This is a genomic window from Pseudomonas sp. AC229 (assembly GCF_979254655.1).
This window is the reverse complement of the sequence record NZ_CEEDHK010000001.1, coordinates 24,046-47,801: the sequence shown is the minus strand read 5'-3', so window position 1 is coordinate 47,801 and position 23,756 is coordinate 24,046. Positions and strand designations below refer to the sequence as shown.

The 23,756-nt window shown below is 63.1% G+C and carries 15 protein-coding genes; 10 read left to right on the top strand and 5 right to left on the bottom strand.

The window, feature by feature from the left end:
* Window positions 1-287: 287 nt before the first annotated feature.
* From AC0IW7_RS00195 to AC0IW7_RS00180, 4 genes are all read left to right on the top strand, one after another.
* The gene (locus AC0IW7_RS00195; RefSeq protein WP_471815303.1) at window positions 288-2,579 is read left to right on the top strand and encodes an autotransporter family protein; all 2,292 of its coding nucleotides are present in this window, start codon (window positions 288-290) and stop codon (window positions 2,577-2,579) included.
* 210 nt (window positions 2,580-2,789) lie between these two features.
* Window positions 2,790-3,053: a DUF3077 domain-containing protein gene (locus AC0IW7_RS00190; protein WP_471815302.1), complete on the top strand. Its 264-nt coding sequence runs from the start codon at window positions 2,790-2,792 to the stop codon at window positions 3,051-3,053.
* 213 nt (window positions 3,054-3,266) lie between these two features.
* A complete protein-coding gene (locus tag AC0IW7_RS00185) occupies window positions 3,267-3,731 on the top strand; it encodes a helix-turn-helix domain-containing protein (RefSeq protein ID WP_122493982.1) in 465 nt (154 codons plus the stop codon).
* Entirely contained in the window at window positions 3,710-4,312 is a 603-nt protein-coding gene (locus tag AC0IW7_RS00180; protein ID WP_471815301.1) for a mobile mystery protein B, read from the top strand. Before AC0IW7_RS00185 ends, AC0IW7_RS00180 begins: the two co-directional genes overlap by 22 nt.
* A 16-nt stretch (window positions 4,313-4,328) precedes the next feature.
* Here the strand turns inward: AC0IW7_RS00180 and AC0IW7_RS00175 are convergent, their stop codons facing one another.
* Both AC0IW7_RS00175 and AC0IW7_RS00170 read right to left on the bottom strand, forming a co-directional pair.
* A complete protein-coding gene (locus tag AC0IW7_RS00175; protein ID WP_471815300.1) occupies window positions 4,329-5,354 on the bottom strand; it encodes an AraC family transcriptional regulator in 1,026 nt (341 codons plus the stop codon).
* A 41-nt stretch (window positions 5,355-5,395) separates the two neighbouring features.
* On the bottom strand, window positions 5,396-7,102 hold the full coding sequence (locus tag AC0IW7_RS00170; protein ID WP_471815299.1) for a Na/Pi cotransporter family protein: 1,707 nt from the start codon (window positions 7,100-7,102) through the stop codon (window positions 5,396-5,398).
* A 201-nt stretch (window positions 7,103-7,303) separates the two neighbouring features.
* On the opposite strand from AC0IW7_RS00170, the gene recC reads away from it, so the two are divergent.
* The 4 genes from recC to AC0IW7_RS00150 all read left to right on the top strand — a co-directional run bounded on the left by recC (window position 7,304) and on the right by AC0IW7_RS00150 (window position 18,102).
* Window positions 7,304-10,645: an exodeoxyribonuclease V subunit gamma gene (recC, locus tag AC0IW7_RS00165; RefSeq protein ID WP_471815298.1), complete on the top strand. Its 3,342-nt coding sequence runs from the start codon at window positions 7,304-7,306 to the stop codon at window positions 10,643-10,645.
* Complete coding sequence (gene recB / locus AC0IW7_RS00160; RefSeq protein WP_471815297.1) at window positions 10,642-14,193, top strand: exodeoxyribonuclease V subunit beta; 3,552 nt, start codon at window positions 10,642-10,644, stop codon at window positions 14,191-14,193. Before recC ends, recB begins: the two co-directional genes overlap by 4 nt.
* Window positions 14,190-16,082 (top strand): exodeoxyribonuclease V subunit alpha, encoded by a 1,893-nt coding sequence (recD, locus tag AC0IW7_RS00155; RefSeq protein ID WP_471815296.1) that lies wholly within the window; start codon window positions 14,190-14,192, stop codon window positions 16,080-16,082. Before recB ends, recD begins: the two co-directional genes overlap by 4 nt.
* Before the next feature lie 109 nt (window positions 16,083-16,191).
* On the top strand, window positions 16,192-18,102 hold the full coding sequence (locus AC0IW7_RS00150; RefSeq protein WP_471815295.1) for a C1 family peptidase: 1,911 nt from the start codon (window positions 16,192-16,194) through the stop codon (window positions 18,100-18,102).
* A 51-nt stretch (window positions 18,103-18,153) separates the two neighbouring features.
* On the opposite strand, the gene AC0IW7_RS00145 is transcribed toward AC0IW7_RS00150, so the two are convergent.
* Window positions 18,154-18,402, bottom strand: a complete 249-nt coding sequence (locus AC0IW7_RS00145) for a DUF1127 domain-containing protein (RefSeq protein WP_471815294.1) — start codon at window positions 18,400-18,402, stop codon at window positions 18,154-18,156.
* A 208-nt stretch (window positions 18,403-18,610) separates the two neighbouring features.
* Between AC0IW7_RS00145 and AC0IW7_RS00140 the strand changes: the two genes are divergently transcribed.
* Window positions 18,611-20,035, top strand: coding sequence for an aminotransferase-like domain-containing protein (locus AC0IW7_RS00140; RefSeq protein ID WP_471815293.1), 1,425 nt, complete (start codon window positions 18,611-18,613; stop codon window positions 20,033-20,035).
* 123 nt (window positions 20,036-20,158) lie between these two features.
* Here AC0IW7_RS00140 and AC0IW7_RS00135 read toward each other — a convergent pair whose 3' ends face one another.
* Both AC0IW7_RS00135 and AC0IW7_RS00130 read right to left on the bottom strand, forming a co-directional pair.
* On the bottom strand, window positions 20,159-21,319 hold the full coding sequence (locus AC0IW7_RS00135) for an MFS transporter (RefSeq protein ID WP_471815597.1): 1,161 nt from the start codon (window positions 21,317-21,319) through the stop codon (window positions 20,159-20,161).
* A gap of 207 nt (window positions 21,320-21,526) precedes the next feature.
* On the bottom strand, window positions 21,527-23,020 hold the full coding sequence (locus AC0IW7_RS00130; RefSeq protein ID WP_471815292.1) for an aldehyde dehydrogenase: 1,494 nt from the start codon (window positions 23,018-23,020) through the stop codon (window positions 21,527-21,529).
* Between the two features lie 315 nt (window positions 23,021-23,335).
* On the opposite strand from AC0IW7_RS00130, the gene AC0IW7_RS00125 reads away from it, so the two are divergent.
* A complete protein-coding gene (locus AC0IW7_RS00125; protein WP_471815291.1) occupies window positions 23,336-23,701 on the top strand; it encodes a cupin domain-containing protein in 366 nt (121 codons plus the stop codon).
* Window positions 23,702-23,756 lie beyond the last annotated feature (55 nt).

The window sequence follows — 23,756 nt, the reverse complement described above, 5'->3', positions numbered from 1 at the left end:
GGGGCGGCCAGCGAACGCCGCTGTCTGGCGGCGGCAGATTACGTGCGAGTGTCGTGTGAAAGTGAGTGTTTTAGTTCGGTTTCAGGCTGATTAGTTTTTCTTCGATCTCAATGTTTTGTAGGGAAGTTCCTTGGCGTGGACAACTAAGTTTTTAAGTTGTTACCGTCCGCGCCTGTTGTTTGCCTCAGTCCCCCTTTTCTTCTAATGCTTCGGCCGTAATGGCAGCAGCGAATTTATTGTTTCGCCTATTAAGTGTCGCGGTGAAGTTGCTTACTCAAGGAATAATTATGAATACATTTAAGTTGTCTGTTATATGCGCCGTTATCGCTCAGGTTATCGCCGCTCATGCGCTGGCCGCAGATTATAACGCAAGCACCGATGGCGCTATTGCCGTGGATATGGGCTTCGCCGGGCAAGATGTGGTGCAGGCGAATATAAAAAATACGTTTAAACCAGGCACCTCGGTAGAGTTCTCCGGTGATAGCCAATTACAAGCGTCCGAAGCCGATGCGGTGAATGCGGGTAAACAATACTTTAAAGATAATTCAAGTCTTGTAGCTTCAAAAAAAGGTGCACTAAACGGCGCCCAAGTTACGTTTTCCGACGCAAGTTTTATTCGCGTTACCGCCGAAGACGCTATTGTCGGCGGCTTACTTACTTTCAACGACAGCAGTTATTTAAAACTCGAAGGCGCAGACCTCACCAGCAAGATTGTGGCGGTGAAACTCAAAGGCACTGCAACAAGCCTGCAACTGGCCGGCCAGCGCATGACGTTGGGTGGCTTGGTGGGCGAGGGCACCGTTCGTAGTGGCGGGCAGGGCAATAGCACGTTGGTCATCAACACCGGCGCACTCGGAGCGTCGGCCTTCGACGGTGTGCTGGAAAATGGCGGCACTGGCACGCTTAGCCTGATTAAAGACGGCCTGCTTGAATGGACATTCAATGGCGACGGCAGCGCCATGACAGGCACCACCAGCGTAAACGGCGGGCAATTGACCGTTAACGGTACGCTGGCCAACTCCGCCGTTACCGTCAACAGCGGCGGCGTGTTGAGCGGTAAAGGAACGGTGGGCAGCGTGGAAGTCATTAAGGGCGGGGCGCTGGGTGCAGAGTTTGCCAGCGACACCCTGACCATCAACGGCAGCCTGAAAATGGGGCTGGGCACCACCTTCTATGTCAGCGCCGGCGCAGATGGCAAAGCCGGGCTGGTGGATGTGCGCGACAACGTCACCATTCAAAACGCCAGCGTGCAGGTGGCGGCCGGTATGGGCGCCTACGAGCCGAATACCCGGTACACCATTCTCACCGCCGGAGCTGGCGTTGGCGGCACGTTCGAAGGCGTGAAAACCAATCTGTACTTCCTTGATCCGAAGCTGATCTACACCAGCCATTCGGTTGAGCTGGAGCTGCATCGCAACGACAAATCGATTGTTACCGCCGCCACCAGCCCGAGCGCGATCAATGCAGCCACTAGCATGGGCGTGAAGACTCCAGGCCTGATCAATCATCTGCTGATGAGCGATTTTAATACAGCCGGCGTCGCCCTCGAACAACTGGCCGGCGCCGCCAATGCCAGCCGGGTGTCGGCCATGCTTGCCAGCACCGGGCAAGTCAGCAGCGGCATGTTGCAGGCGATGCAACAACTCGAAAGCCGCGGCAACAGCTTGCAAGCGGCGATGCTTCGCGATGACGGCCCGCTGCTGGTCGCCACCGGCACACCAGACGATGCACGCGGCCTGCAAGACCCGCAGGCGCAGGGTCGCGTGTGGCTGCAGGCCCTTGGCAGCCAAGGCACCTTCGAGCAGGACGACAACCCCGCAGATCTGCAACAGCGCACCAGCGGCGCGTTGGTCGGTGCCGACTGGGCGGTTACCAGCGACTGGCGTCTGGGCGTGGTAAGTGGTTACTCGAAAACCGACCTGGACGCCGGCAGTTATCTCACCGGCGCCGTCAACAGTTACCACCTCGGCGCCTATGCGCTACACCAGAACGGCGCCCTAGCCACGCGTATGGGCATGGCCTACAGCGGGCATAGCGGCACCAGCAAACGGGAGCTGAGTTTTAACCAATTCAGCGACACCCCACGTGGCGAATATTCGGCGAAAGGGCAGCAAGCCTTCGTGGAATTCGCCTATCAAACCGCCAGCGGTCGGTTGCTTAAAGAACCGTTTTTCAACCTGGGTTACCAGCGCTACGCCCGCGACGCCTACGATGAAAAGGGTGGCGCAGCGGCGCTGCACGTCGACGACCAACAGCAAAGCAATGTCAGCGCTACGCTTGGCCTGCGGTTGGCACACCTCGGCCAGCTTGATAACGGCATGAGCGTCACGCCCCATGCGAGCGCTGGCTGGCGTCGCCTGTTTGGCGATGTCGACGTGGTGACTCAGCAGGCCTACCGATCCGGCGGCAGCACCTTTGACGTCTACGGCAGCACGCTGGACCGCAATAGCATGACGCTGGAAGCTGGCGTCGACCTGGGCATCAGTCCCGCGCAAAACCTTGGCGTGGGGTATGTCGGCGATGTGGGTAGCAGCGCCCGTAACCATGGTTTGCAAGCGGAATGGCGCATGACTTTTTAAACACCGTTGCAGTTCCGACCCCGCTGAAAGCGCCGTCTTGTGACGGCGTTTTTTTTCGCCTGTCCCAGCCACAAAACGGCAATTTTGTTCCCGTTAGCCTGCGACCTTTTCCGTCGCAGCCGACATATTCGCGCCGCGTCACGACGTAGAGTTCGCCGTCGCTCGAATTGCAGCTCGCTTGGCCGCTTAACGGAGCTAAGGAAGATGACGATGAAAAACGCCTTAACCACCTCCCAACCCTTCGACACCGTAGACGGGGTTGCGCTGTTCTCGGTCAATGCCGGTGTGCCCATCGAAGCTGCGCTGGAGCGCGCCGCTGACTTGATGCTTTACGTCGAAACGCTTGCCACCGCTGACGCTTTTATCAACAAGGCCCACGAATCTGGCGTGATTCAACAGCTGAGCCAAATGGCCAGTGCGTTAGTGAGAGCTAGCCAGCTCAGTGTGCGTGAGCTACTTGGCGCCAGGATGTGACGACCGTCTGCACACAGTTAACTCCAGCGTTTCCCTTCTACAACCCAAACCCTTGGTGAATCCACGTTGCGCCATAGACGCGCCTTTTTCGTTCATCTGTGCGCCTATAGGTGCACGCTACATTGCTAACTGATTGCCTATAGGCGTACATAAACATGTATGTTGTATGCGTATACACATACAGATCACGCTTCTGGTTCGCAGGGGGCCGCCATGCAGACGTTCTCTTTCTTCAAGCTTCGACTCCATCAAATTGAACGTGCCGTCGAGCCTTTCATGCTGGTGCAAGGCACGACTAAACCGCGCGGGGGGTGGTTAAAAGCCATTCGCGAATCGCTTGGCCGCTCGGTTCGGGTTCAGGCGGCACTGGTCGGGGTATCGCCTTCCACGCTGCAAAAATGCGAGGTGTCAGAGGCCAACGACCGCATCACGCTCGGTCAACTTCGAAAACTGGCGGCCGGGCTGGATTGCGAGCTTGTGTACGCTTTAGTCCCTCGCCAGCCGCTGGGCGACATGATCGAAGCGCGAGCCGACGCGTTGGCGCGGCAAGAGGTAATGGGCGTCGCTCACACCATGGCGCTGGAAGATCAGCGGCCTTCGGACAGTTACATCGAGCGCAAAGTGGCGGATCGGCGACAGGAGTTGTTGTCCGGCTCATGGACGCGTTTGTGGCGGTGACGGTGGCGTTGCAGCCAGGTCAAACTCCGCTCGACCCCGACGAGGCGGCGGGGCTGTTGCCCACTCATATCCGCACTCAAAGCGAGCTGGATGAATGGGAGGCCGAGAATATCTACAGCGCCCACCGCTGGCTCGATCGACAGAAAAAACTCGACGTGCTCACCGATCAGTTTTGCCGCGAGCTGCACAACCGCATGTTCTCCGACACCTGGGAATGGGCGGGGCGGTTTCGCCAGACCGGCAAGAATATCGGCTGTGAATGGACCCAGATTGCTGAGCAGCTCCGGCAACTACTTGGCAATGTCAGCTACTGGATCGAAAGCGACGTTTACCCCCTCGAAGAGACCGCCGCGCGCTTCCATCACAAGCTCGTATGGCTCCACCCGTTTGCCAACGGCAACGGACGCCATGCTCGGCTGATGGCCGCCTTGCTACTGCGTCAATGTGGCAATCGCGCCTTTTCATGGGGAAGCGCGGCTAGTCTTGCGGTGGCTGGCGCAGTGCGAAAAAGGTACATCGACGCGCTGCGGGCCGCCGACAGAGGCGATTACCAAGCCCTTTTTGCCTTTGTTCGCACGTAGCGCCTCGCTGAGTGCTCTAGACCGAACGTATGCGCGACCGATACTCCCCCGGCGTCAACCCCGTCCAATTTCTGAACGCCCGAAAGAACACGCTCGGCTCCGAGTAGCCCAATAACAATGCAATTTCCGCAGCGGGCAATTGACCATCGTCGAGGTAGCGTTCGGCCAATTGCTGGCGGGTGTCGGTAAGCAACTGCTGGTAGCTGCTGCCTTCTTCGGCCAGGCGGCGTTGCAGGGTTCGCTCGCTCAGGTTGAGGGTGCGCGCCAGATCGGCACGGTCCGGTTCGCCATGGGCGAGTTGGGCGCCGAGTAGGGCGACCACCCGGGCGATTAAACCTTCGCTGGGCAGGCGCGCTAGTAGCGCTTCGGCGTGCTGGCGCAGCAGGATTTGCAACGGTGGATTGGCTTGAATCAACGGCGCACTGCGAAGCGCCAATGGCAATACCAGTACGTAGTCGGCGCAGCCGAAGCGAAGTTCGGCATTGAAGGCGGCGAGGTAGGGCTGCGTATCAAGCGGTTGCGGATGGGTAAATTCGGCACGAAGCAGGCGATAGGTGTGCAGCAGCGGCGCCATCATGTGCACCCAGAAAACCATCAGCGCCAGCACGCGCGTACGGGTGGCGGGCAGCTCGGGGTGCACGGGGCGATAGATCACGCGCAGTTCATCCCCCTCAGCGTGCAGGTGCAGCTCGCCGCCTTCGCCAACCAGACGTTGATAACGCAGCGCCGCCGCCAGGGCATCGCCCAGGGTGGCGCTGCTTTGCAGCAGGTAACCCAAGACGCTGAACGGGCCGGGCGCAAGATTGGCGCCGATCAGCAAACCTGGCTCGCTGGCTTGCAGACGATCGTCCAATTCCTGCCACAGCTGCTCATGGGCGCTGAAAGCAACGCGGCCGTCGGGATCGCTCAGTTGCTGCTCGTTCAAGCCGCACTGGGCCAGCAAGTCGTTGCGGTCCAAACCCAGCCGTGCAGCGGCGTGTAGCACCGACTGGGTGAGGCTGGCGCTGACGGAGGCGTGGCGGGGATCGATGGCGTTGGGCATGGCGCCAGATTCTGCCCAAGCCGTCGGTTAAAAGACAGCGCTCAACGTGCCGCCGGTTTTGCCTCGTGAGCGTGCCCGTCGTCGGCGTGCTGCATGGCTGACTCAGGGTGATCGTCATCGCCATCAGCCAACGCACCGTGTTCGTGGGCCTCCAGCGCGGCATAGGCGCTGCTGCAGAACAGCGAGTTAAGACGCTTCATGTCCGCGATCAGCTCCAAGTGCAGTGAGCTGGTTTCGATGCTTTGCACAATGTGGTGATGCAGCCGGTACACGTGGGCGTGGGCCATGCGTCGCTCTTGCGCGCGGAACCGGCGTTTCTCGCGCAGCAACTGGCGGGCGCTGTGGGCGTCGCCCGACAAAAACACGCTCAGCCCCAAGCGCAGGTTGGCCACCAATTGCTGATGCATTTCGGTCAGTTCTTGCAGGCCAGCTTCAGAAAACGAATGTTGCTGGGCGGTCTTCTGGTTTTGCACTTTGCCGAGCATGCGTTCGAGCAGGTCTGCCGCTTGTTGCAAGTCCACGGTCAGCTCAATGATTTCCGCCCAGCGCCGGCGATCGTGCTCGCCCAGCGCCTCGCCTGGCACCTGCGCCAGGTAGAGCTTCACGGCGTTATAGAGCGCGTCGACGTCATCACCGAGTCGCCGCAGCTCCTTACCTGCCAGCGGCTGCGGACCGCGCAACACGGCGAGGAAATGGCTGAGCATGGTTTCGATCAGGTCGCCGATGCGCAGGGTTTCGCGCACGGCGTTGTTCAGCGCCAGGCTGGGTGTGTCCAGGGCGGTCATGTCGAGGTGACGGGGTTTGGCGATGCCGTTGTCCAGCTGACGGTCAGGCAGCAGCCAATTGCAAAACCGCGCCATGACATGAACCGTCGGCAGCATCAGCAGGCAGCGCGTGGTGTTGTAGGCCAGGTGAAAGCCGATCACCAAGGTTTGCGGGCTCATTTTCAAGGTGCTCAGCCAGTGCACTAACGGGTGAATAAACGGGCTGATCAGCAGCAGGCCGATGATTTTGTACAGCAGGCTGCCCAGCGCCACGCGGCGGCCCGCTTCGGTCTGCATGCTGCTGGTAAGCAGGGCCAGAATGCCGCTGCCGATATTGGCGCCGATCACCAAACCCAGCGCCACCGGCAGGCTGATCAAACCGGCGCTGGCCATGGTCGCGGTCAAGAGCACGGCGGCCAGGCTGGAATAGGAAATCAGCGCAAACAACGCACCTACTAGCGCATCGAGCAGCACGTCGCCGGTCAGCGAGGAAAACAGCACTTTAATGCCGTGGGCTTCGGTGATCGGCAGGGCGGCGCTGACGATTAATTGCAGCGCCAACACAATCAACCCCAAGCCAATCGCCACGCGCCCTAACTGGCCGGCGCGGCTCTGTTTGCGCGAGAGGAAAAAAATAACGCCGAGGAAAATCAGCAGCGGCGACAGCCAGGACAAATCCAGCGTCAGCACCCGCGCCATCAACGCGGTACCGACATCGGCGCCGAGCATGATCGTCAGCGCCGGCGTAAGCGCCATCAGTCCCTGGCCCACGAACGAGGTCACCAGCAGTGCGGTGGCGTTGCTGCTTTGCACCAGCGCGGTCACGCCGATACCGGCCGCGAAGGCCAGCGGGCGCGTATCCATGTTGTGGCTGAGTACTTTGCGCAGTTGCGAGCCGTACACCCGAAGGATGCCGGTTCGCACAATATGGGTGCCCCAAATCAGCAGGGCGACGGCAGAAAGCAGGTTGAGCAGGGTCAGCATAAGCGCGGCCTCCCTGGCAGCATGGCGAATATGGGCAGTGGACCGGAAGTAAACGGCCCGCGTTCGATTTTTTCTTGTGCGCCATGCAGTTAGCTGTAGTTGGCGAATGCGCTTCACGCCAGTTTCCATGCGCGATTTGCCGGTCCCGAACGGCCTGCCGAGCTGTTAACCTACGTGCCATCTTTGCAAGCGACGGCGCCCATGCTCACGCTCTACCACGCCCCCGATCTGGAAACCCTTGGCGCGTTGGCCACCACCCTGTTGGCCCAACCGCAGCGCGAGCCGTTTGCCCCCGCGTTGGTCGTGGTGCCGAGCCAGGGCATGGGCCGTTGGCTGACGCTGGAGCTGGCGCGCAAACAAGGCATCGCCATGCAGCTGGAGGTGCAACTTCCGGCCAAATTTGTTTGGGAAATTTCCCGGCTGGTATTGGGCGACCTCATCAATAAGCTGCCGGAGCAATCGGCGTTTTCCCCCACCACATTAACGTGGCGTCTGTACGACTGGCTGTGCGAACCGAGCAACCTGGAACAAGCGCCGCGGCTGGCGCAGTACCTGGAAGGCGGCGATGAGCGTCGGCGATTGTCGCTCGGCGCTCGCATTGCCGACGTCTTCGACCAATACCTGTTGTACCGCGACGACTGGCTCGCCGCCTGGGAGCGCAACGAGTTGCTCGACCTTGGCGCCGACGAAGGTTGGCAAGCCTTGCTCTGGCGTGAACTGACCCGCGAAGGCCACCCGCACCGCGCGCGCTTGCTCGACGATTTACTGCGCCGCCTGCACGACGACACGCCCATCGCCGGCCTGCCCGAACGCTTGCTGGTGTTCGGCATCAGCAGTTTGCCGCCGCACCACATGCGTGTGCTCGACGGGCTGGCTCGGCACGTTGAGGTGGTGGTTTGCGCCCTTAACCCGTGCCGCGAAGCCTGGGGCGATATTCGTGACGTGCGCGAACTGGCGCGCCAGCCGGTGCTCAATAGCGCCACCGCTGCTGATGATTGGTACCTGGACGTCGGCCACCCGCTGCTCGCCAGTCTCGGCAAACAAGGGCGCGACTTTTTCGACGCGCTGTTCGGCCTCGGCGGCCAGGAAATAGGGCTGTATTCCGAAGACGCCGACCTGCACGACACCTCGCTGCTGCGCGCCCTGCAAAACGATATTTTGCGCCTGCGCACGCGCCAGCCCGAAGAGCGGTTGGTGCTGCGTGAAGACGACCGCTCCCTGGAAGTGCATATCGCCCATTCGCCGCTGCGCGAGGTGGAAATTCTGCACGACCAACTGCTCGCCCGTTTTGCCGCCGACCCCACGCTGACGCCCGACCAGGTGGTGGTGTTGACGCCCGATATCGAACGCTACGCGCCCTTTATCGAAGCCGTGTTTGCCACCCGCGACAGCCACGGTCGCGGCCCGCGCTCGCCGCGTATTCCGTTCAGCCTGGCCGACCGGAGCCTGCGCGCCGAGCTGCCGATTATCGAAGCCTTCCTCGCGCTGCTGACCCTGGAGCAAAGCCGCTTCGGCGCCGAAGAAATTCTCACCTGGCTGGAGCAGCCGTCGATTGCCCGCCGTGCCGGTATCGAAAACGAAGATTTGCCGCTGCTGCGCGACTGGCTGCGCGAAGCCGGCGTGCGCTGGGGCCGCGACAGCGAGCACCGCGAGCAACTCGGCTTGCCTGCCGATGCCGCCTTCACCTGGCGCCAGGGCCTGGACCGCCTGCTGCTGGGCTTTGCCGCGCCGCCACAATTGGCTGGCGATGCCGCGCCACTGCTGGGCGACACCTGGCCGCTGGATGCCCTCGAAGGCGCTCGCGCGCAACTGCTCGGCCGCCTGGCTGGTTTCGTTCAGCGCCTGGCTTCCCTGGCCGAAGACCTGCAACGTCCGCGCTCCCTGGCCGCCTGGGCCGACACCCTGCAAGCGATGATCGACGCCCTGTTCGACGAGCGCGAAGCCGGCGACACCTTGTTATTGCTAAGCCAGGCCTGCGCCGCGTTGCGTGACCAGGCACAGGCCGCCGGCATCGAGCGGCCGCTTGAACTGGCGCTGGTGCGCCAGCAATTGAGCACAGCGCTGGAGCAGGGCAGTGGCGCCTCGGGTTTTCTGACCGGCGCCGTGACCTTCTGCACCATGGTGCCGATGCGCAGCCTGCCGTTCCGTCTGGTCTGTTTGCTGGGTCTGGACGATGGCGCGCTGCCCCGGCGCACGCCGGCTGCCGGCTTCGACCTGATTACCCAACACCCCCGTCGCGGCGACCGCGCGCGGCGCCTGGATGACCGTTATCTGCTGCTGGAAATTCTGCTGTCGGCGCGCGATGCCCTGTACCTCAGCTACGTCGGTCGCGACCCACGCAACAACGCCGAACTGCCGCCATCGGTACTGATCAGCGAAGTGCTCGAAGCCGTCGACCTCACCGCCCACCTGCCCGGTAAGAGCGGCTTCAGCCGCGATGCCCTTGAAGCTGACTCCCAGGCTCAGGAGCTCGCCAGCAGACACCTGACCATCGCCCACCCCTTGCAACCGTTCTCGCCCGGCAACTTTGCCGGCGGCGCCCAGCGCAGCTATGCCGCGTCATGGTTCCGCGCCGCCCAGCGGCTGGCCGAGCCGCCGCAAAGCAGCCCGGCAGCGTTTGCCGGGCGCTTGCCGGAGCCGGACGCCGATTGGCTGCACATCGAGCCGTCGCAGCTGCTGCAATGCTTCCGCCACCCGGCGCGGTTTCTCTTGGAACAACGCCTGGGCTTGCGCCTGGCCGACAGCGACGAAGCCTTGGCCAGCGACGAACCCTTCGTTCTCGAAGGCCCGGCGTGGCGTGGCCTGCGCCAGTTGGCGCTGGAAGCGGTGGAGCGCGACTGGACGCTGGAGCAGGAACGCGACATCGCCCGCGCCGCCGGCTGGCTGCCCACCGGCGAGTTGGGCCAGGCGCTGTGGGGCAAGCTGCGCGGCCCGGTGCGTGCCTTTGCGCCCCGCCTGTTTGAAGCGCGCCCGGAAGAACAGCCGCAGCCGCTGTTGGTCGACGTGCAATTGGCCGGCGTGCATATCCACGGTTGGCTCGACGGCGTGACCTCCAGCGGCTTGTTTGAATGGCGCCTCAACGCACCGAGCGCCTGGGATTTGCCCTCGTTCTGGCTGCGTCATGTGCTGCTCAACCTCAGCGCCACGGCGGATATCGCCCGCGAAAGCCTGCTGATTTCCCCCGTCCACGATTGGCAACTTGGCCCGCTGGCCAACCCGCGCGAACTGCTGGAACCCTGGCTGTTGGCCTACCGCGAGGCGCTGTGCGAACCGCTGCCGCTGATGCTGAAAAGCAGCTATGGCTTTGCCGAGGGATTGCTCAAGCCAGGGCGCAAAGAGCCCGTCGAGGCGGCGCGCTTTAAGGCCAAAGTGGCCTGGGAAGGTGCGGACTTCAGCCCCCTGCCCGGCGAGTCGCAAGACCCGTGGTACGCCCTGGCGTTCCGTGACCGCGAGGTGCTCGGCGAGCGCTTCGAGGCCTTGGCCCACGCGCTGATTCTGCCCGCGCTGCAAGCCTTGGCACCGGAAGGGGAGGACGAAGAATGAGCCTCGACCTTCACACCTCATCATTCGCTGGCCGTTCGCTGATTGAAGCCAGCGCCGGCACCGGTAAAACCTGGACGCTCACCGCGCTCTACGCGCGCTTGCTGCTGGAGCGGCAACTGGGCGTCGGGCAGATTCTGGTGGTCACCTACACCACCGCCGCCACGGCGGAATTGCGTGAACGGATTCGCGGGCGTCTGGCCGAATTGCTGGCGGTTTACGAAGGCACGCCCAGCGGCGACGACTTCCTCACGCGCCTGCACGCCCAATACCCCGGCGAAGAGGCGCGGCGCCGTTTGCTGCTGGCCGTGCATGGCTTCGATGAAGCCGCCATTTTCACCATTCACGGGTTCTGCCAGCGCGCCCTGCAAGACGCCGCGTTTGAAGCCGGTGGCGATTTCGACAGCGAACTGGCCAGCGACGATCGCGAGGTGCTGGACGCCTTGCTCACCGACGCCTGGCGCCATGAATTGGCATCGGCCGATCCGGCCTGGGCGCGCTTTCTGGCGAAGAAAAAAATCACCCCGGCGTTGTTGCGCCAGCGCTTGCGTCCGCATTTGGGCAAACCCTATTTGCGTATCGAGCCACGCCTGGCTGAACCCGCGCCAGCGTCCGATGAACTGGCGGCTGCCAGCCAGGCGTGGCATAGCGCCGCCGAGCTGTGGCGCCGTGGCGGCTATGGCTGGATCGAAGAACTGCAAGAACACGGCGGCTTGAGCCAGAGCACCCACAAAGTGGCGAAGCTGCCGCTGTGGTCGGCCGAACTGGACAGCTATTTCGCCGACCCGGCGGCGCTGTTCGATGCGCCGATTGGCCTGGGCAAGCTGACTGGCAGCGCGTTGTTCAAGGCCACCAAGAAAGGCCATAACCCGCCGGTCAGCGCCGTTGCCGAAGCGTTCGACACGCTGTTGCTGGCCATCGCCGACGCGCTTCCGGCTGGCGAGCAACGCTTGATTGCCTTGCAAGTTCGTCTGCTCGATCGCCTCAACGCCGAGCTGCCGGCACGCAAAGCCGCCCAGCGCATGTTGGCGTTCGACGATTTGCTCAACCGCTTGAACGACGCCCTGCAAGGCCCGGTGGCCGAGACCCTGGCGCAGACCTTGCGCAGCCGTTATCCGGTGGCGTTGATCGATGAGTTTCAAGACACCGATCCGGTGCAGTACCAGATTTTCGACCGCATCTACCGAGACGGCGGCGACCTGTGTTTTGTCGGCGATCCCAAGCAGGCGATTTATGCGTTTCGCGGCGCCGACCTGGCCACCTACTTAACCGCCCGCGCCGCCGCCGAGCGGCGCTACGACTTGCCCTTCAACTACCGCTCCACGGCCGACCTGATTGCCGCCCTGAACCTGCTGTTCGCGCGGCCGCAGCCCTTCGCGGTCGAGGGCTTGGACTATCCAGAGGTGAGGGCTGGCATCAAGGCACGCTCGCAACTGGTGTTGCCACCGGGCAATGAAGCGCCGTTATCGCTGGTATGGCTCGGCGATGAACCGCTGAACAAAGGCCGCGCCGATGCGCTGGTGGCGGTCGATACCGCGCAACGCATCGCCACGCTGCTGGCTGCCAGCGCCCAGGGGCAGGCGTATTTCGACAAAGACGGCACGCGCACGCCGCTCAAAGGCGGCGACATTGCCGTGCTGGTGTCCAACCACCGGCAAGCCTCGGAAGTGGCCGAGCAGTTGGTGGCGCGCGGCGTGCCCAGCGTGCGGCGCGGGAATCAGAGCGTGTGGCACAGCGAGGAAGCGGCCGAGCTGGCTGCGGTGCTGGCGGCCTATGCGGAACCCGGCCGTGAGGGCGTGCTGCGTTATGCGTTGTCCACGCGTTTGCTCGGCCGCGACGCTCAGCAACTGGCGCGCTGTCAGGACGACGAGCGCGCCTGGGACCGTGAGCGCGAAGACGCCGAGCTTTATCACCAGCTCTGGCAGCAACAAGGGTTTATGCGCGCCTTCCGCGCCTGGCTCGATCAAGAGCAAGTGGCCGAGCGCCTGCTGGCAGCGCCCGATGGCGAGCGGCGGCTGACCAACGTGCTGCATCTGGCCGAACTGCTGCAAGCCGAGAGCCAGCAGCGTCCTGGCTTTGAACCGTTGCTGGCATGGCTCAATGCCCAACGCGGCAGCGAAGGCGCCGGCGAAGATGCCTTGCTGCGCTTGGAAAGCGATGCCGAGCGCGTGCAGATCGTCACCATCCATACCAGTAAAGGGCTGGAATACCCGTTGGTGTTCTGCCCGTATCTGTGGAATGGCCGGCTGCTGGGGCAGCACAAAGACAGCGCCACCTGCCACGACGAGCACGGCCAGCCGATGCTCGACATGGGCAGCGAAAACCTCGACAGCAACCTGCAGCGCGCCCGCGAAGAAGTGTTCGCCGAGCAACTGCGTCTGGCCTATGTGGCGCTCACCCGCGCCCGCGATCGCCTGTGGTTGCACTGGGGCCCGGTGGCGGTGCCGGCGCCGGTGAAGAAAACCGGTTTGCTGCCCGAAGAAGGCCTGCACAGCAGCGCCCTGGCGTGGTTGCTCCATGGCCGCGAACTGGCCGGCGCCGACGCGCTGGGCGAGTTGGCGCAGCACCTGAACGAGCGCAGCGGCGAAGCCTTAGCCAGCGAAATTGATGGGCTGGTAGGCGTAAGCGGCGGCACCGTTGCGCGCGTGCCGCTGCTTAATAGCGAAGCCTCGGCCGCGGGCGAGCAGCGCGCACCGGCGCCGCAGCAGCTCGGGCAATTTGAGCGCAGCCTGCACAGCGCCTGGCGTATCGGCAGCTTTTCCGGGCTGTCGGCGGGCATGCACATGGAAGCGCCCGACCGCGACAACCTGAGCATTCCTGACGCCAGCGATCCGGGCCTGGGCTTTTTCGCCTTTCCCCGTGGCGCTCGCGCCGGTACCTGCCTGCACGCGGTATTGGAAGACTGGGCGCGGGGCAAAGGCGAACTGCCGGTGCTGGTAGAACACGCGCTGACCGACCATGGCCTGTCGCGCGATTGGACTGAGCTGGCCGCCGACCATTTGCAACGCGTGCTCGACACCGACCTCGACGGCCACGGCCTGACCCTGGCCAGCCTGGTATCGGCGCGGCGTTTGCCTGAGCTGGGCTTTACCTTTCCGGTGGCGCATCTGGATGTGTATCGCCTGCGCGCCATTCTCGCCGACCCGCAACACGGCCTGGCCGCACCCATGCGCGAAGCGGCGCAGCGTCTGGAATTCGACAGCCTCAAAGGCTTTCTGAAAGGCTTTATCGACCTGACCTTCGAGCATGAAGGGCGCTGGTACATCGCCGACTACAAGTCCAACTGGCTCGGCCCGGACGCCAGCTTCTACAGCGGCGAGCGCCTGTTGCAAGCGCTGGCCGGCGAGCATTACTACCTGCAATACCTCATCTATTTGGTCGCGCTGCGGCGCTTCCTGCGCCAGCGCCTGACCGACTTCACCGACGCGCAACTGGGCGGCGCCTATTACCTGTTCCTGCGCGGCATGCCTACAGCGGGCGTGTACTTTTCGCGGCCCGCCGACAGCCTGCTCGATGCCCTCGATCAGTTGTTCAATGAGGAGCAGCCATGAGCCTTGCCGATCTGCCCCTTGGGCCATTGGAGCGCGCATTTGTCGCCAGCTTGCAGCGCTTGGACGAAGACGCCAGCGAGCCGGTGCTACTGGCCGCGGCGCTGACCTGCGCGGCGTTGGGCAACGGCGATGTGTGCCTGCTGCTGCGGCGCTGGGCCGGGCAGCGGGCGTGGCCGGAAGTGGGCGGCGGTTTGCTGGTGCCGGCGTTGGCGCTCTGGGTCGAGCAACTGCGGGCCTCGCCCCTGGTGGGCGCGCCGGGCGAGTTTGCGCCGCTGATACTCGACGGCGAGCGCCTGTATCTGGCGCGTTATCACCACTACGAAACGCAGCTGGCGGCGCAGCTGTTGGCCCGAGGCGGCGCTAATCCGGAAGTAGACGAGACCGTGCTGGCCGACGGCCTGGCGCGCTTGTTTGCCCGCAACAACAATCAAGCTGGGCCGGACTGGCAGCGTCTGGCCGCCGCGCAAGCGGTGCGCCGTAACCTGGCGGTTATTTCCGGCGGCCCCGGCACGGGCAAAACCACCACGGTGGTGCGCCTGCTCGCCGCGTTACTTGAACAACCGGGCGGCGAACGCTTGGCCATTGGCCTGGCAGCGCCGACGGGCAAAGCCGCCGCGCGCATGGCCGAAGCCATTCGTAACGCCAAGGCCGAGCTGCCGGTGAGCGAGGCGATCAAGGCGGCTTTGCCGGAAGAAGCGCGCACCTTGCACCGGTTGCTCGGCAGCCGGGGCGACACGCCGCGCGTGCGCCACACGGCGGCCAGTCCGCTGCCGCTGGATGTGCTGGTGGTGGACGAAGCGTCGATGGTCGACCTGGCGCTCATGGCCAAACTGCTCGACGCGCTGCCTATTCATGCGCGCCTGATTTTGCTAGGCGACAAAGATCAGCTGTCTGCCGTGGAAGCAGGCGCCGTGTTTGCCGAGCTGTGCGAAGGCCGAGGCTTTACTGCCGAAACCGCCGCCGACTTGCAACGGCTTACCGGCCAACCCGTAGCAGCGCAAACCCCCGGTTCACGCTTGGGCGATGCCGTGGTGCTGCTTACCCACAGTCACCGTTTTGCCGGTGATAGCGGCATCGGCGAACTGGCCCGCCGCATCAACAGCGGCGATGCCACCGGCACGATCAACCTGCTGAAAGAGGGCAGGGCAGACCTGGCCTGGGAATACGAACCGACACCCAGCGCCTTGCTCGAACGTCTGGACAATGGCTATGCGCCGTTCCTGGCGGCCGCGCGCAGCGGCGACGTGGCGGCGGCGTTTGCCGCCTTCAACGGCTTCCGCGCCCTGACCGCGCAACGCCAGGGTGCCTGGGGCGTTGAAGGCATCAACGAGGCGCTGGAAGCGCGGTTCAAACGGCGCTTCAGCCTGCCGAGCCGCGAGCGTTGGTATCCCGGTCGGGCGGTGATGGTGCGCCAGAACGACTACGCCCTTGGCTTGTTCAACGGCGACATCGGCATCTGTCTGGCCAGCGAAAATGGCCTGCGCGTGTTTTTTGAAAGCGCCGGCGAAACCGAACCGACCTTCCGCCCATTTTCCCCGGCGCGCTTGCCCAGCCACGACAGCGCGTTCGCCATGACCGTGCACAAAAGCCAAGGCTCGGAATTCAGCGAAGTGCTGCTGGCGCTGCCCGACACGGCCAGCCCGTTGCTCACCCGCTCGCTGTTCTACACCGGCATTACCCGCGCCAAGCACAAGGTGGAAATCTGGGCCTTGCCGGCGCGCTTGATGGAAGCCGTCAGCACCCGTGCCGAGCGGGCGGCGGGGTTGGCGGAGCGCTTGCGCGTGGACGGGTTTGTGGCGCCGGTGGATGCGGCCGAACCCGCGCCCGCGCCGGCGAAAAGCCCGGAGAACAAACCGGCAGGCGAGCAGGATCAGTTGAGTTTGTTTTGAGGCGAAACGCAGGCCTTTGGTCGGGTGCCGCCGCTGCGGTTTGACTCTGGGGAAAAGCGGTCAATGCTTGGCAGCAGCAGTGTTTCCCACCTCTGGACAAGGAACGGTCATGGCCAAGCGTCCTGTTGCCTCCGGCGCGCCTGCAACCGCAGCGAGCACCCGCAAAAAAGCTGCCGCCACGAAAAGCCCCGCCAAGAAGCCCTCTAAGAAAAGAAGCGCCCCGCAAACGTTGGACGTGCGCCGCGATTCCATGGATTTTCGCGACCTCACCTACAGCGCCTCGCTCACGCCGTTACCCGATGAGTTGTACCCGGTGTGGCCGCACCTGACGATTCTCGACCAGGGTACGCAAGGCGCCTGCACCGGTTTTGGCCTGGCCGCCACGGTCAATTATTTGCGCGCCAGCCGAGGCCAGCAGGGCTTGGTCAGCCCGGCCATGCTGTTCGCCATGGCGCGCCGCTACGACCAGTGGCCGGGCGAGCGCTACGACTACAGCAGCGCTCGCGGGGCCATGAAAGGCTGGCACAAACACGGTGTGTGTCTGGAGGCCAGCTGGCCGTTGACGCGCAAAGCCGGCATCACCCCGGCGATTCAGCAGGAAGCCTTGGACATTCCCCTCGGCGCCTATTTTCGGGTGTTCTCGCGCATCAACGACGTGCAGGCCGCCTTGCGCGATGTGGGCGTGGTGTTTGCCTCGGCGCAAACCCATGGCGGCTGGGAGGCGCCGCGCGATGGCGCGATTGCCTGGCGCCCGCAAGCCGGGGAAGAAGACGGCGGTCACGCCTTCGCCATCGTCGGCTACACCCGCGACGGATTTCTGGTGCAGAACTCCTGGAGCGACTGGGGCGGTTTCACCGTTGGCCAGCACACCTATCCCGGCGTGGCGCTGTGGAGCTATGCCGACTTTGAAGCCAACATCTGGGACGTGTGGGTGGCGCAGTTGGGGGTCAAGGTCAATTTCCAGGTCACCGACACCGCCAGCCGCTACACCGCCGATGGCGGCGTCGCACGCGCTGCGCAACCGGCGCCGCCTCAGGAATCGATTTACCTGCATTACCTGCACATCGACAACGGCCGCTTCGACGACCAGGGCCAATACGCCTCCGACGCCACGCAGCTGGACGCCATTATCGCCTCGCTGCAAGCCACCCAGCCCAAGCACATCGTGCTGTATGCCCACGGCGGCCTGAATGCGGTGGAAGGCTCGGCCATGCGCGCCTTCAAATGGCGGCCGGTGTTCGAGGCCAATGGCATTTTTGAAGTGCATTTCATCTGGGAGACCGGCTTGTGGAGCGAGCTGGGCGATTTACTGCGCATCAAAAAACCGGCGGTGGACGAACGCGTCGGCGCGGCCAGTTCGTGGTGGGACAACCAAGTGGAAAAACTCACCCAGCCGTTGGGCTTTTCGCTGTGGCAGGAAATGAAGCTCGATGCCCAGCGCGCGTTCGTGCCGCAGGGCGCCGGCACCCAGGTGCTGAAGCGCTTGATTGCGTGGTTGGCGGGGCAGGGCAGCGCGGCGCCTAAAGTGCACTTGGCAGGGCACAGCGCCGGTTCGATCTGGCACGCCCATCTATTGCAGCGCTGGCAGGCCCAAGGCGGGCCGCAGATTGCCAACTTGCTGTTGTTCGCCCCGGCGTGCAGCGTGGCGCTGTATGAGCAAACCATTCTGCCGGCGTTGGGCAAAACCATTGCCCAGCAAAAGCTGCTGGTGCTGTCTGACCAGGCGGAGGAGGACGACAACGTCGGCCAGGTGTACAGAAAGTCGCTGCTGTACCTGGTCTCCAACGCCTACGACAACAAAACCGCGCGCGTTCCGATTCTGGGCATGGAAGCGTTTCAGCCGGAGCGCCAGCCGAAAAACAGCACATTGGTGGTTGCCAGCAGTGCCAGCGCGCAGAGCAGCAGTCGCAGCCATGGCGGCTTCGATAACGATTTGCCGAGCATGAACAACCTGCTGCAAACGGTACTGGGCAGCGAGGTGCGGCGCTTGTTTAAAGACGAGGATATGCAGGGGTATTGAAGCGCCGTTTTGCCTGCGGGCAGACAAAACGGCGGCGGTGAACCATACAGATCAGAGCGTCCAGAACGGACGCAGCGCCTCATGGTTGGCTTCAGCGCGGGTAATGCCGATGTCGGCAAGTTGGGCGTCGGTCAAATTCAGCAGCGCGCGGCGGGTGGTCAGTCGCCGCCAGAAGGCGCTCCAACGCGAGCCGTGCGGCGCCGCCACGGCGGTGTTGAACGCCGCTGCCTTGGCGTGCGCCAACCTGCCAACTAACTCATTTTGACCCAAGGTCAACCGAACATCGCTAAGCCCATTCATTTCCCTCACCTGCTTCTGTGTGTATGTGGGAAGCATGATGCCGAGCCGAACAGAAACCCGACAGATTCAAAAAATGGGTATTTGCTCCATACAGATAAACCACCCGCTGAGCTGAATGGCGTTTTTGTGTGGCATCTGTATGGGTGTTGCCAAAACGCCGCACAAAACGCACGATCTGTGCTTTCCACGCGTGCGCAGGCTTTCCGCCATGACCCTTTATGTAAACCTTGCCGAATTGCTCGGTGCCCGTATTGAACAGGGCTTGTACCGCCCGGGCGATCGCCTGCCGTCAGTGCGCGCCCTGAGCGCCGAGCACGGCGTGAGCCTGAGCACGGTGCAACAGGCTTACCGTCATCTGGAGGATCAGGGCCTGGCGCTGCCGCGTCCGAAGTCGGGCTATTACGTGCCCGAGGAACGTGAACAGCCGGCGTTGCCGATGGTGTCGCGCACGGCGCAGCGGCCGGTCGAGGTGTCGCAGTGGGATCAGGTGCTGGAACTGATCAGCGTGGCGCCCGGCAGCGATGGCCTTATTCAACTGGGCCGGGGCCGGCCGGATCACACCAGCCCGACGCTCAAGCCGTTACTGCGTTCGCTGTCGCGCCTCAGTCGCCGGCAAGACCTCAACGGCCTCACCTACGGCTGCATTCGCGGCCACTTGCCGCTGCGTCAGCAAATTTCCCGGCTCATGCTCGACTCCGGCTGCCAGATTCCCGCCGAAGACGTGGTGGTGACCACCGGATGTCACGAGGCGTTGTCGGCCGCCATTCGCGCCATTTGCGAGCCGGGTGACATCGTCGCGGTGGATTCACCCAGCTTTCACGGCGTCATGCAGGCGCTGAAAGGCTTTGGCATGAAAGCCCTGGAACTGCCCACCGATCCACTCACTGGCATCAGCCTGGAGGCGCTTGAGCTGGCATTGGAACAGTGGCCGATCAAGGCCATTCAACTGACGCCCACCTGCAATAACCCCATGGGCTACATCATGCCGGACGCCAACAAACGCGCCTTGATCGCCCTGGCCCAGCGCTATGACGTGGCGATTATCGAGGACGACGTGTACGGCGAACTGGCCTACCACTACCCGCGTCCGCGCACGATCAAGTCTTACGACGATGACGGTCGCGTGCTGCTGTGCAGCTCATTTTCAAAAACCGTGGTGCCCGGATTGCGCATCGGCTGGATCGCGCCCGGGCGCTATCTCGAGCGCGTGCTGCACATGAAATACATGGGCACGGGCACCACGGCGCAGCTGCCGCAACTGGCGCTGACCGAGTTTATTGAAGGCGGTCATTACGAGCCGCATATCCGCCGGATGCGCGCGCAATACGCCCGTGGTCGCGACCAGATGACCGAATGGGTACGCCGCTATTTTCCGGCCGGTACGCGGGTGAGTCGGCCGCAAGGCAGCTTTATGATTTGGGTGGAAATGCCCGAAGGCTTCGACAGCCTGCGCCTGAACCGGGAACTGAAAGCGCACAAAATTCAGATCGCACCAGGCAGCATCTTTTCGGCGGCGGGCAAATACCGCAACTGCTTGCGCATGAGCTACGCCAGCAAGCCAGACGCCAAGACGGAGGCGGCGGTGAAGGTGGTAGGGGAGACGGTGGCGCGGTTGTTGGCGGAGCATGCCTGACCGCTAAAAGCCCCTCACCCCTAGCCCCTCTCCCGCAAGCGGGCGAGGGGGACGGAACAGCGCGGTCAGCTCCCTCTCCCGTTTATGGGAGAGGGTTGGGGTGAGGGCAAGCGGCTGACGCGATCATTTCCCCCCGACCGCATTAGAGGGCGCGTGCTCGCCCAACCCATTCCCCCGCCACAACAACAGCACAAACCCCGCCGCGCCCACGGCCATCAGCAGCGGCAACGCATGGCCGCTAATCCACTGGCTAACGGCGCCCGTCAGCAGCGGCCCGATCAGGCAGCCAATACCCCAAAGCTGCGAAATGTGGGCATTGGCGCGCACCAGTTGGTCATCGCGAAAACGCTCGCCGATCAGAATCAGCGACAGCGTAAACAGCCCGCCCGCACTGGCGCCGAACAGCACCCACACCGGCCAGATCAATGGCGTATGCAACAGCACTGGCACGCACAAGCTGGAGATCAGCAGCACCACGCCACAGCCGAGGAACAGGCGCTCGCGCGACATACGATCGGCCAGCCAGCCGATGGGCAATTGCAGCAGCGCATCGCCCACCACCACCACGCTGGCCATCAGCAGCGCGGTTTCCTGACTGAAACCCTGACGCAAGCCGTAGACCGGCAGCAGGGTCAGCATCATCGCCTCGAACGCCGCAAACAAACTGACCGCCCAGGCAATCGCCGGCATGCTGGCGCAAAATGCCCACAGGCCGCGACCCGAGGCGCTATGGCCGTCGACCTTGGGCGCGCCGGTGCGGCCTATCAGCATCAGTGAGCCGCCAATCAACAAGCCGGTGCCGGTCCAGAAACCCAGATCGGTGGCGGTGCCCAGCAGGCTTAACACCAGCGGTCCACACAGTTGGCTCAGCGCGTAGCCTGTGCCATACAGCGCCACCAGGCGCCCGCGCCAGCGGTCGACGGCCAGTTGATTGATCCAGCTTTCGCCGAGGATAAACACCACCGTCAGCGCGACGCCCAAGAGCAAGCGCAGCACCAGCCAAACCGGATAGCTGGGCAACAACGCCATGGTGGATACCCCCAGAGCGCTGATCAGAAAACAGATTTGCATCAAGCCCGTGGTGCCAAAACGCGCCGCCAAGCGGCCGGCCAATACCGAGCCGAGCAACACGCCCACCGCCGGCATCGCCGCCATTACACCGATGGCGAAGTTGCCGTAACCCCAGCCCTCCAAACGCAGCGACACCAACGGCATGGTCACGCCCAGCGCCAAGCCGATGCTGACTACCGCGGCCACCACGGCGAAATAGGTTCCCCAACGCATCACCACGGACTTTCTCCCTCCAGTCGGGCCACAAAATAAAACGGCCGGGTCTCTTCGCAGAAACCCGGCCGCAGGTATGGCTCCAAGAGCCGGCTCGTTAAGAGCGGACCTTAATGTCGTAAATCCAACGCACCGCGATAAAGGTTTCCGGGGCTAAGGTCAGGCAACGCAGCCTGGCCGACGACCCGGAGACCGTCCCGATATCGCTTACAGCTTGATCCAAGTCGATTTCAGCTCGGTGTACTTATCGAAAGCATGCAGCGACTTGTCCCGACCATTACCCGACTGCTTGAAGCCGCCGAACGGAGCGGTCATGTCGCCGCCGTCGTACTGGTTCACCCACACGCTGCCGGCGCGCAGGGCCTTGGCGGTGAGGTGGGCTTTGGAGATGTTGCTGGTCCAGACCGCAGCGGCCAGGCCGTAGATGCTGTCGTTGGCAATTTCGACGGCTTCTTCGGCGGTGTCGAAGGCGATAACCGACAGCACAGGGCCGAAGATTTCTTCCTGGGCGATACGCATGGAGTTGGTCACGCCGTCGAAAATGGTCGGCTCAACGTAGGTGCCGCCAGTGGATTCCAGCGTGCGCTTGCCGCCTGCCACCAGCTTGGCGCCGTCGGCGTGGCCGGCTTCGATGTAGCTCAGCACGTTGTTCATTTGCTGGGTGTCGACCAGTGCACCGACGTTGGTTTCCGGGTCCAGCGGGTTGCCGGCTTTCCAGCCTTTCAAGGCGTCGATCACCATCGGCACGAATTTGTCTTTGATCGAACGCTCGACCAGCAGACGCGAACCAGCGGTGCACACTTCGCCCTGGTTGAAGGCGATGGCGCCAGCAGCGGATTCAGCCGCCGCTTGCAGGTCTGGCGCGTCGGCAAAGACGATGTTGGGGCTCTTGCCGCCGGCTTCCAGCCATACGCGTTTCATGTTCGATTCGCCCGCATACACCATCAGTTGCTTAGCGATTTTGGTCGAGCCGGTAAATACGATGGTGTCGACATCCATGTGCAGCGCCAATGCCTTGCCAACGGTGTGGCCGTAGCCCGGCAGCACGTTCAGCACGCCAGCCGGAATGCCGGCTTCGATGGCCAATTGAGCGATGCGAATGGCGGTCAACGGCGATTTTTCGGAAGGCTTGAGCACCACCGAGTTACCGGTGGACAGCGCTGGGCCGAGTTTCCAGCAGGCCATCATCAGCGGGAAGTTCCACGGCACGATGGCGCCCACTACACCGATTGGCTCGCGCGTTACCAAGCCCAGTTCGTTGTGCGCGGTGGCGGCCACTTCGTCGTAAATTTTGTCGATGGCTTCACCGCTCCACGACAGCGCGCGGGCGGCACCCGGTACGTCGATGTTCAGCGAGTCGCTGATGGGCTTGCCCATGTCCAGGGTTTCGAGCAGGGCCAGCTCTTCGGCGTGCTGATCGAGCAGGGCGGCAAAGCGGATCATGATTGCTTTGCGCTCAACCGGCGCTTTGCGCGACCACACGCCGGAATTGAACGTGGCGCGGGCATCTTTGACGGCGAGGTCGGCATCGGCCTGGTCACAGCTGGCGACTTGGCCCAGCACACGGCCGTCGACCGGGCTGACGCAGTCGAAGGTGTCGCCCGATACCGCAGCGGTGTATTCACCGTGGATAAAGGCGCGGCCTTCGATTTTCAGATCCTGGGCGCGTTTTTCCCAATCGGCGCGGCTCAAGGTAGTCATGTGTGCGTCCTCTTATTAGTTGAGCTTTATCAAGACGAAACAGGCGTTGCATGCACGCGCGCCTGTCAAAAATTCTGCAAGCCTACTCGGCTCGCCGGTGCCGGCCACACTAAACCAGAGCACAGCGCCTTTCCAATATTTTTTACACGGAGGCAATAAACACCCTTGTCATGTTCGTTTTATTAAACATAGACTGCGACGCTCCGCTGCACAGGGCGTCGTCTCGACGTTCAAGGCATTGAGCGGCTGTGCTGGCCACGAGGGCTGCGCAGAAAAACACACACTTACTTACGCGCTTGGACTGGGACCAGACCAATGAATATTGCCGCCGTCGTCGACTTCGCCACTGCCACCACTGCCGCCGAGCACTACCGCCCCGCCGCAGAAAAGGTGCTCAAGGGCGACCCCGAGCAAAGCGTGCGCAACCACTACGCCAGCCCGTGCGGCCAGTTTGCCAGCGGCATCTGGGAAGGCGCCGTGGGGCAGTGGACGGTGAATTACAGCGAGCATGAATACTGCGAAATTCTGCAAGGCGTGTCGGTGCTGCGTGACGGCGAAGGCAACGCCAAAACCCTGCGCACCGGCGACCGTTTTGTTATCCCGGCTGGCTTCTCCGGAACCTGGGAAGTGCTGGAAGCGACCCGCAAGGTCTATGTGATTTTCGAGCAAGCGGCGAGCTGATACCGCTTCGACTGATTTCCTGCGTGAACTTTTAACCCGCTCCCCGCGGGTTTTT

Bases quoted from the DNA above. Each gene is read 5' to 3' on its own strand.
- AC0IW7_RS00195 (WP_471815303.1), top strand. From the start codon at position 288: ATGAATACATTTAAGTTGTCTGTTATATGCGCCGTTATCGCTCAGGTT.
- AC0IW7_RS00190 (WP_471815302.1), top strand. From the start codon at position 2,790: ATGAAAAACGCCTTAACCACCTCCCAACCCTTCGACACCGTAGACGGG.
- AC0IW7_RS00185 (WP_122493982.1), top strand. From the start codon at position 3,267: ATGCAGACGTTCTCTTTCTTCAAGCTTCGACTCCATCAAATTGAACGT.
- AC0IW7_RS00180 (WP_471815301.1), top strand. From the start codon at position 3,710: ATGGACGCGTTTGTGGCGGTGACGGTGGCGTTGCAGCCAGGTCAAACT.
- AC0IW7_RS00175 (WP_471815300.1), bottom strand. From the start codon at position 5,354: ATGCCCAACGCCATCGATCCCCGCCACGCCTCCGTCAGCGCCAGCCTC.
- AC0IW7_RS00170 (WP_471815299.1), bottom strand. From the start codon at position 7,102: ATGCTGACCCTGCTCAACCTGCTTTCTGCCGTCGCCCTGCTGATTTGG.
- recC (WP_471815298.1), top strand. From the start codon at position 7,304: ATGCTCACGCTCTACCACGCCCCCGATCTGGAAACCCTTGGCGCGTTG.
- recB (WP_471815297.1), top strand. From the start codon at position 10,642: ATGAGCCTCGACCTTCACACCTCATCATTCGCTGGCCGTTCGCTGATT.
- recD (WP_471815296.1), top strand. From the start codon at position 14,190: ATGAGCCTTGCCGATCTGCCCCTTGGGCCATTGGAGCGCGCATTTGTC.
- AC0IW7_RS00150 (WP_471815295.1), top strand. From the start codon at position 16,192: ATGGCCAAGCGTCCTGTTGCCTCCGGCGCGCCTGCAACCGCAGCGAGC.
- AC0IW7_RS00145 (WP_471815294.1), bottom strand. From the start codon at position 18,402: ATGAATGGGCTTAGCGATGTTCGGTTGACCTTGGGTCAAAATGAGTTA.
- AC0IW7_RS00140 (WP_471815293.1), top strand. From the start codon at position 18,611: ATGACCCTTTATGTAAACCTTGCCGAATTGCTCGGTGCCCGTATTGAA.
- AC0IW7_RS00135 (WP_471815597.1), bottom strand. From the start codon at position 21,319: ATGCGTTGGGGAACCTATTTCGCCGTGGTGGCCGCGGTAGTCAGCATC.
- AC0IW7_RS00130 (WP_471815292.1), bottom strand. From the start codon at position 23,020: ATGACTACCTTGAGCCGCGCCGATTGGGAAAAACGCGCCCAGGATCTG.
- AC0IW7_RS00125 (WP_471815291.1), top strand. From the start codon at position 23,336: ATGAATATTGCCGCCGTCGTCGACTTCGCCACTGCCACCACTGCCGCC.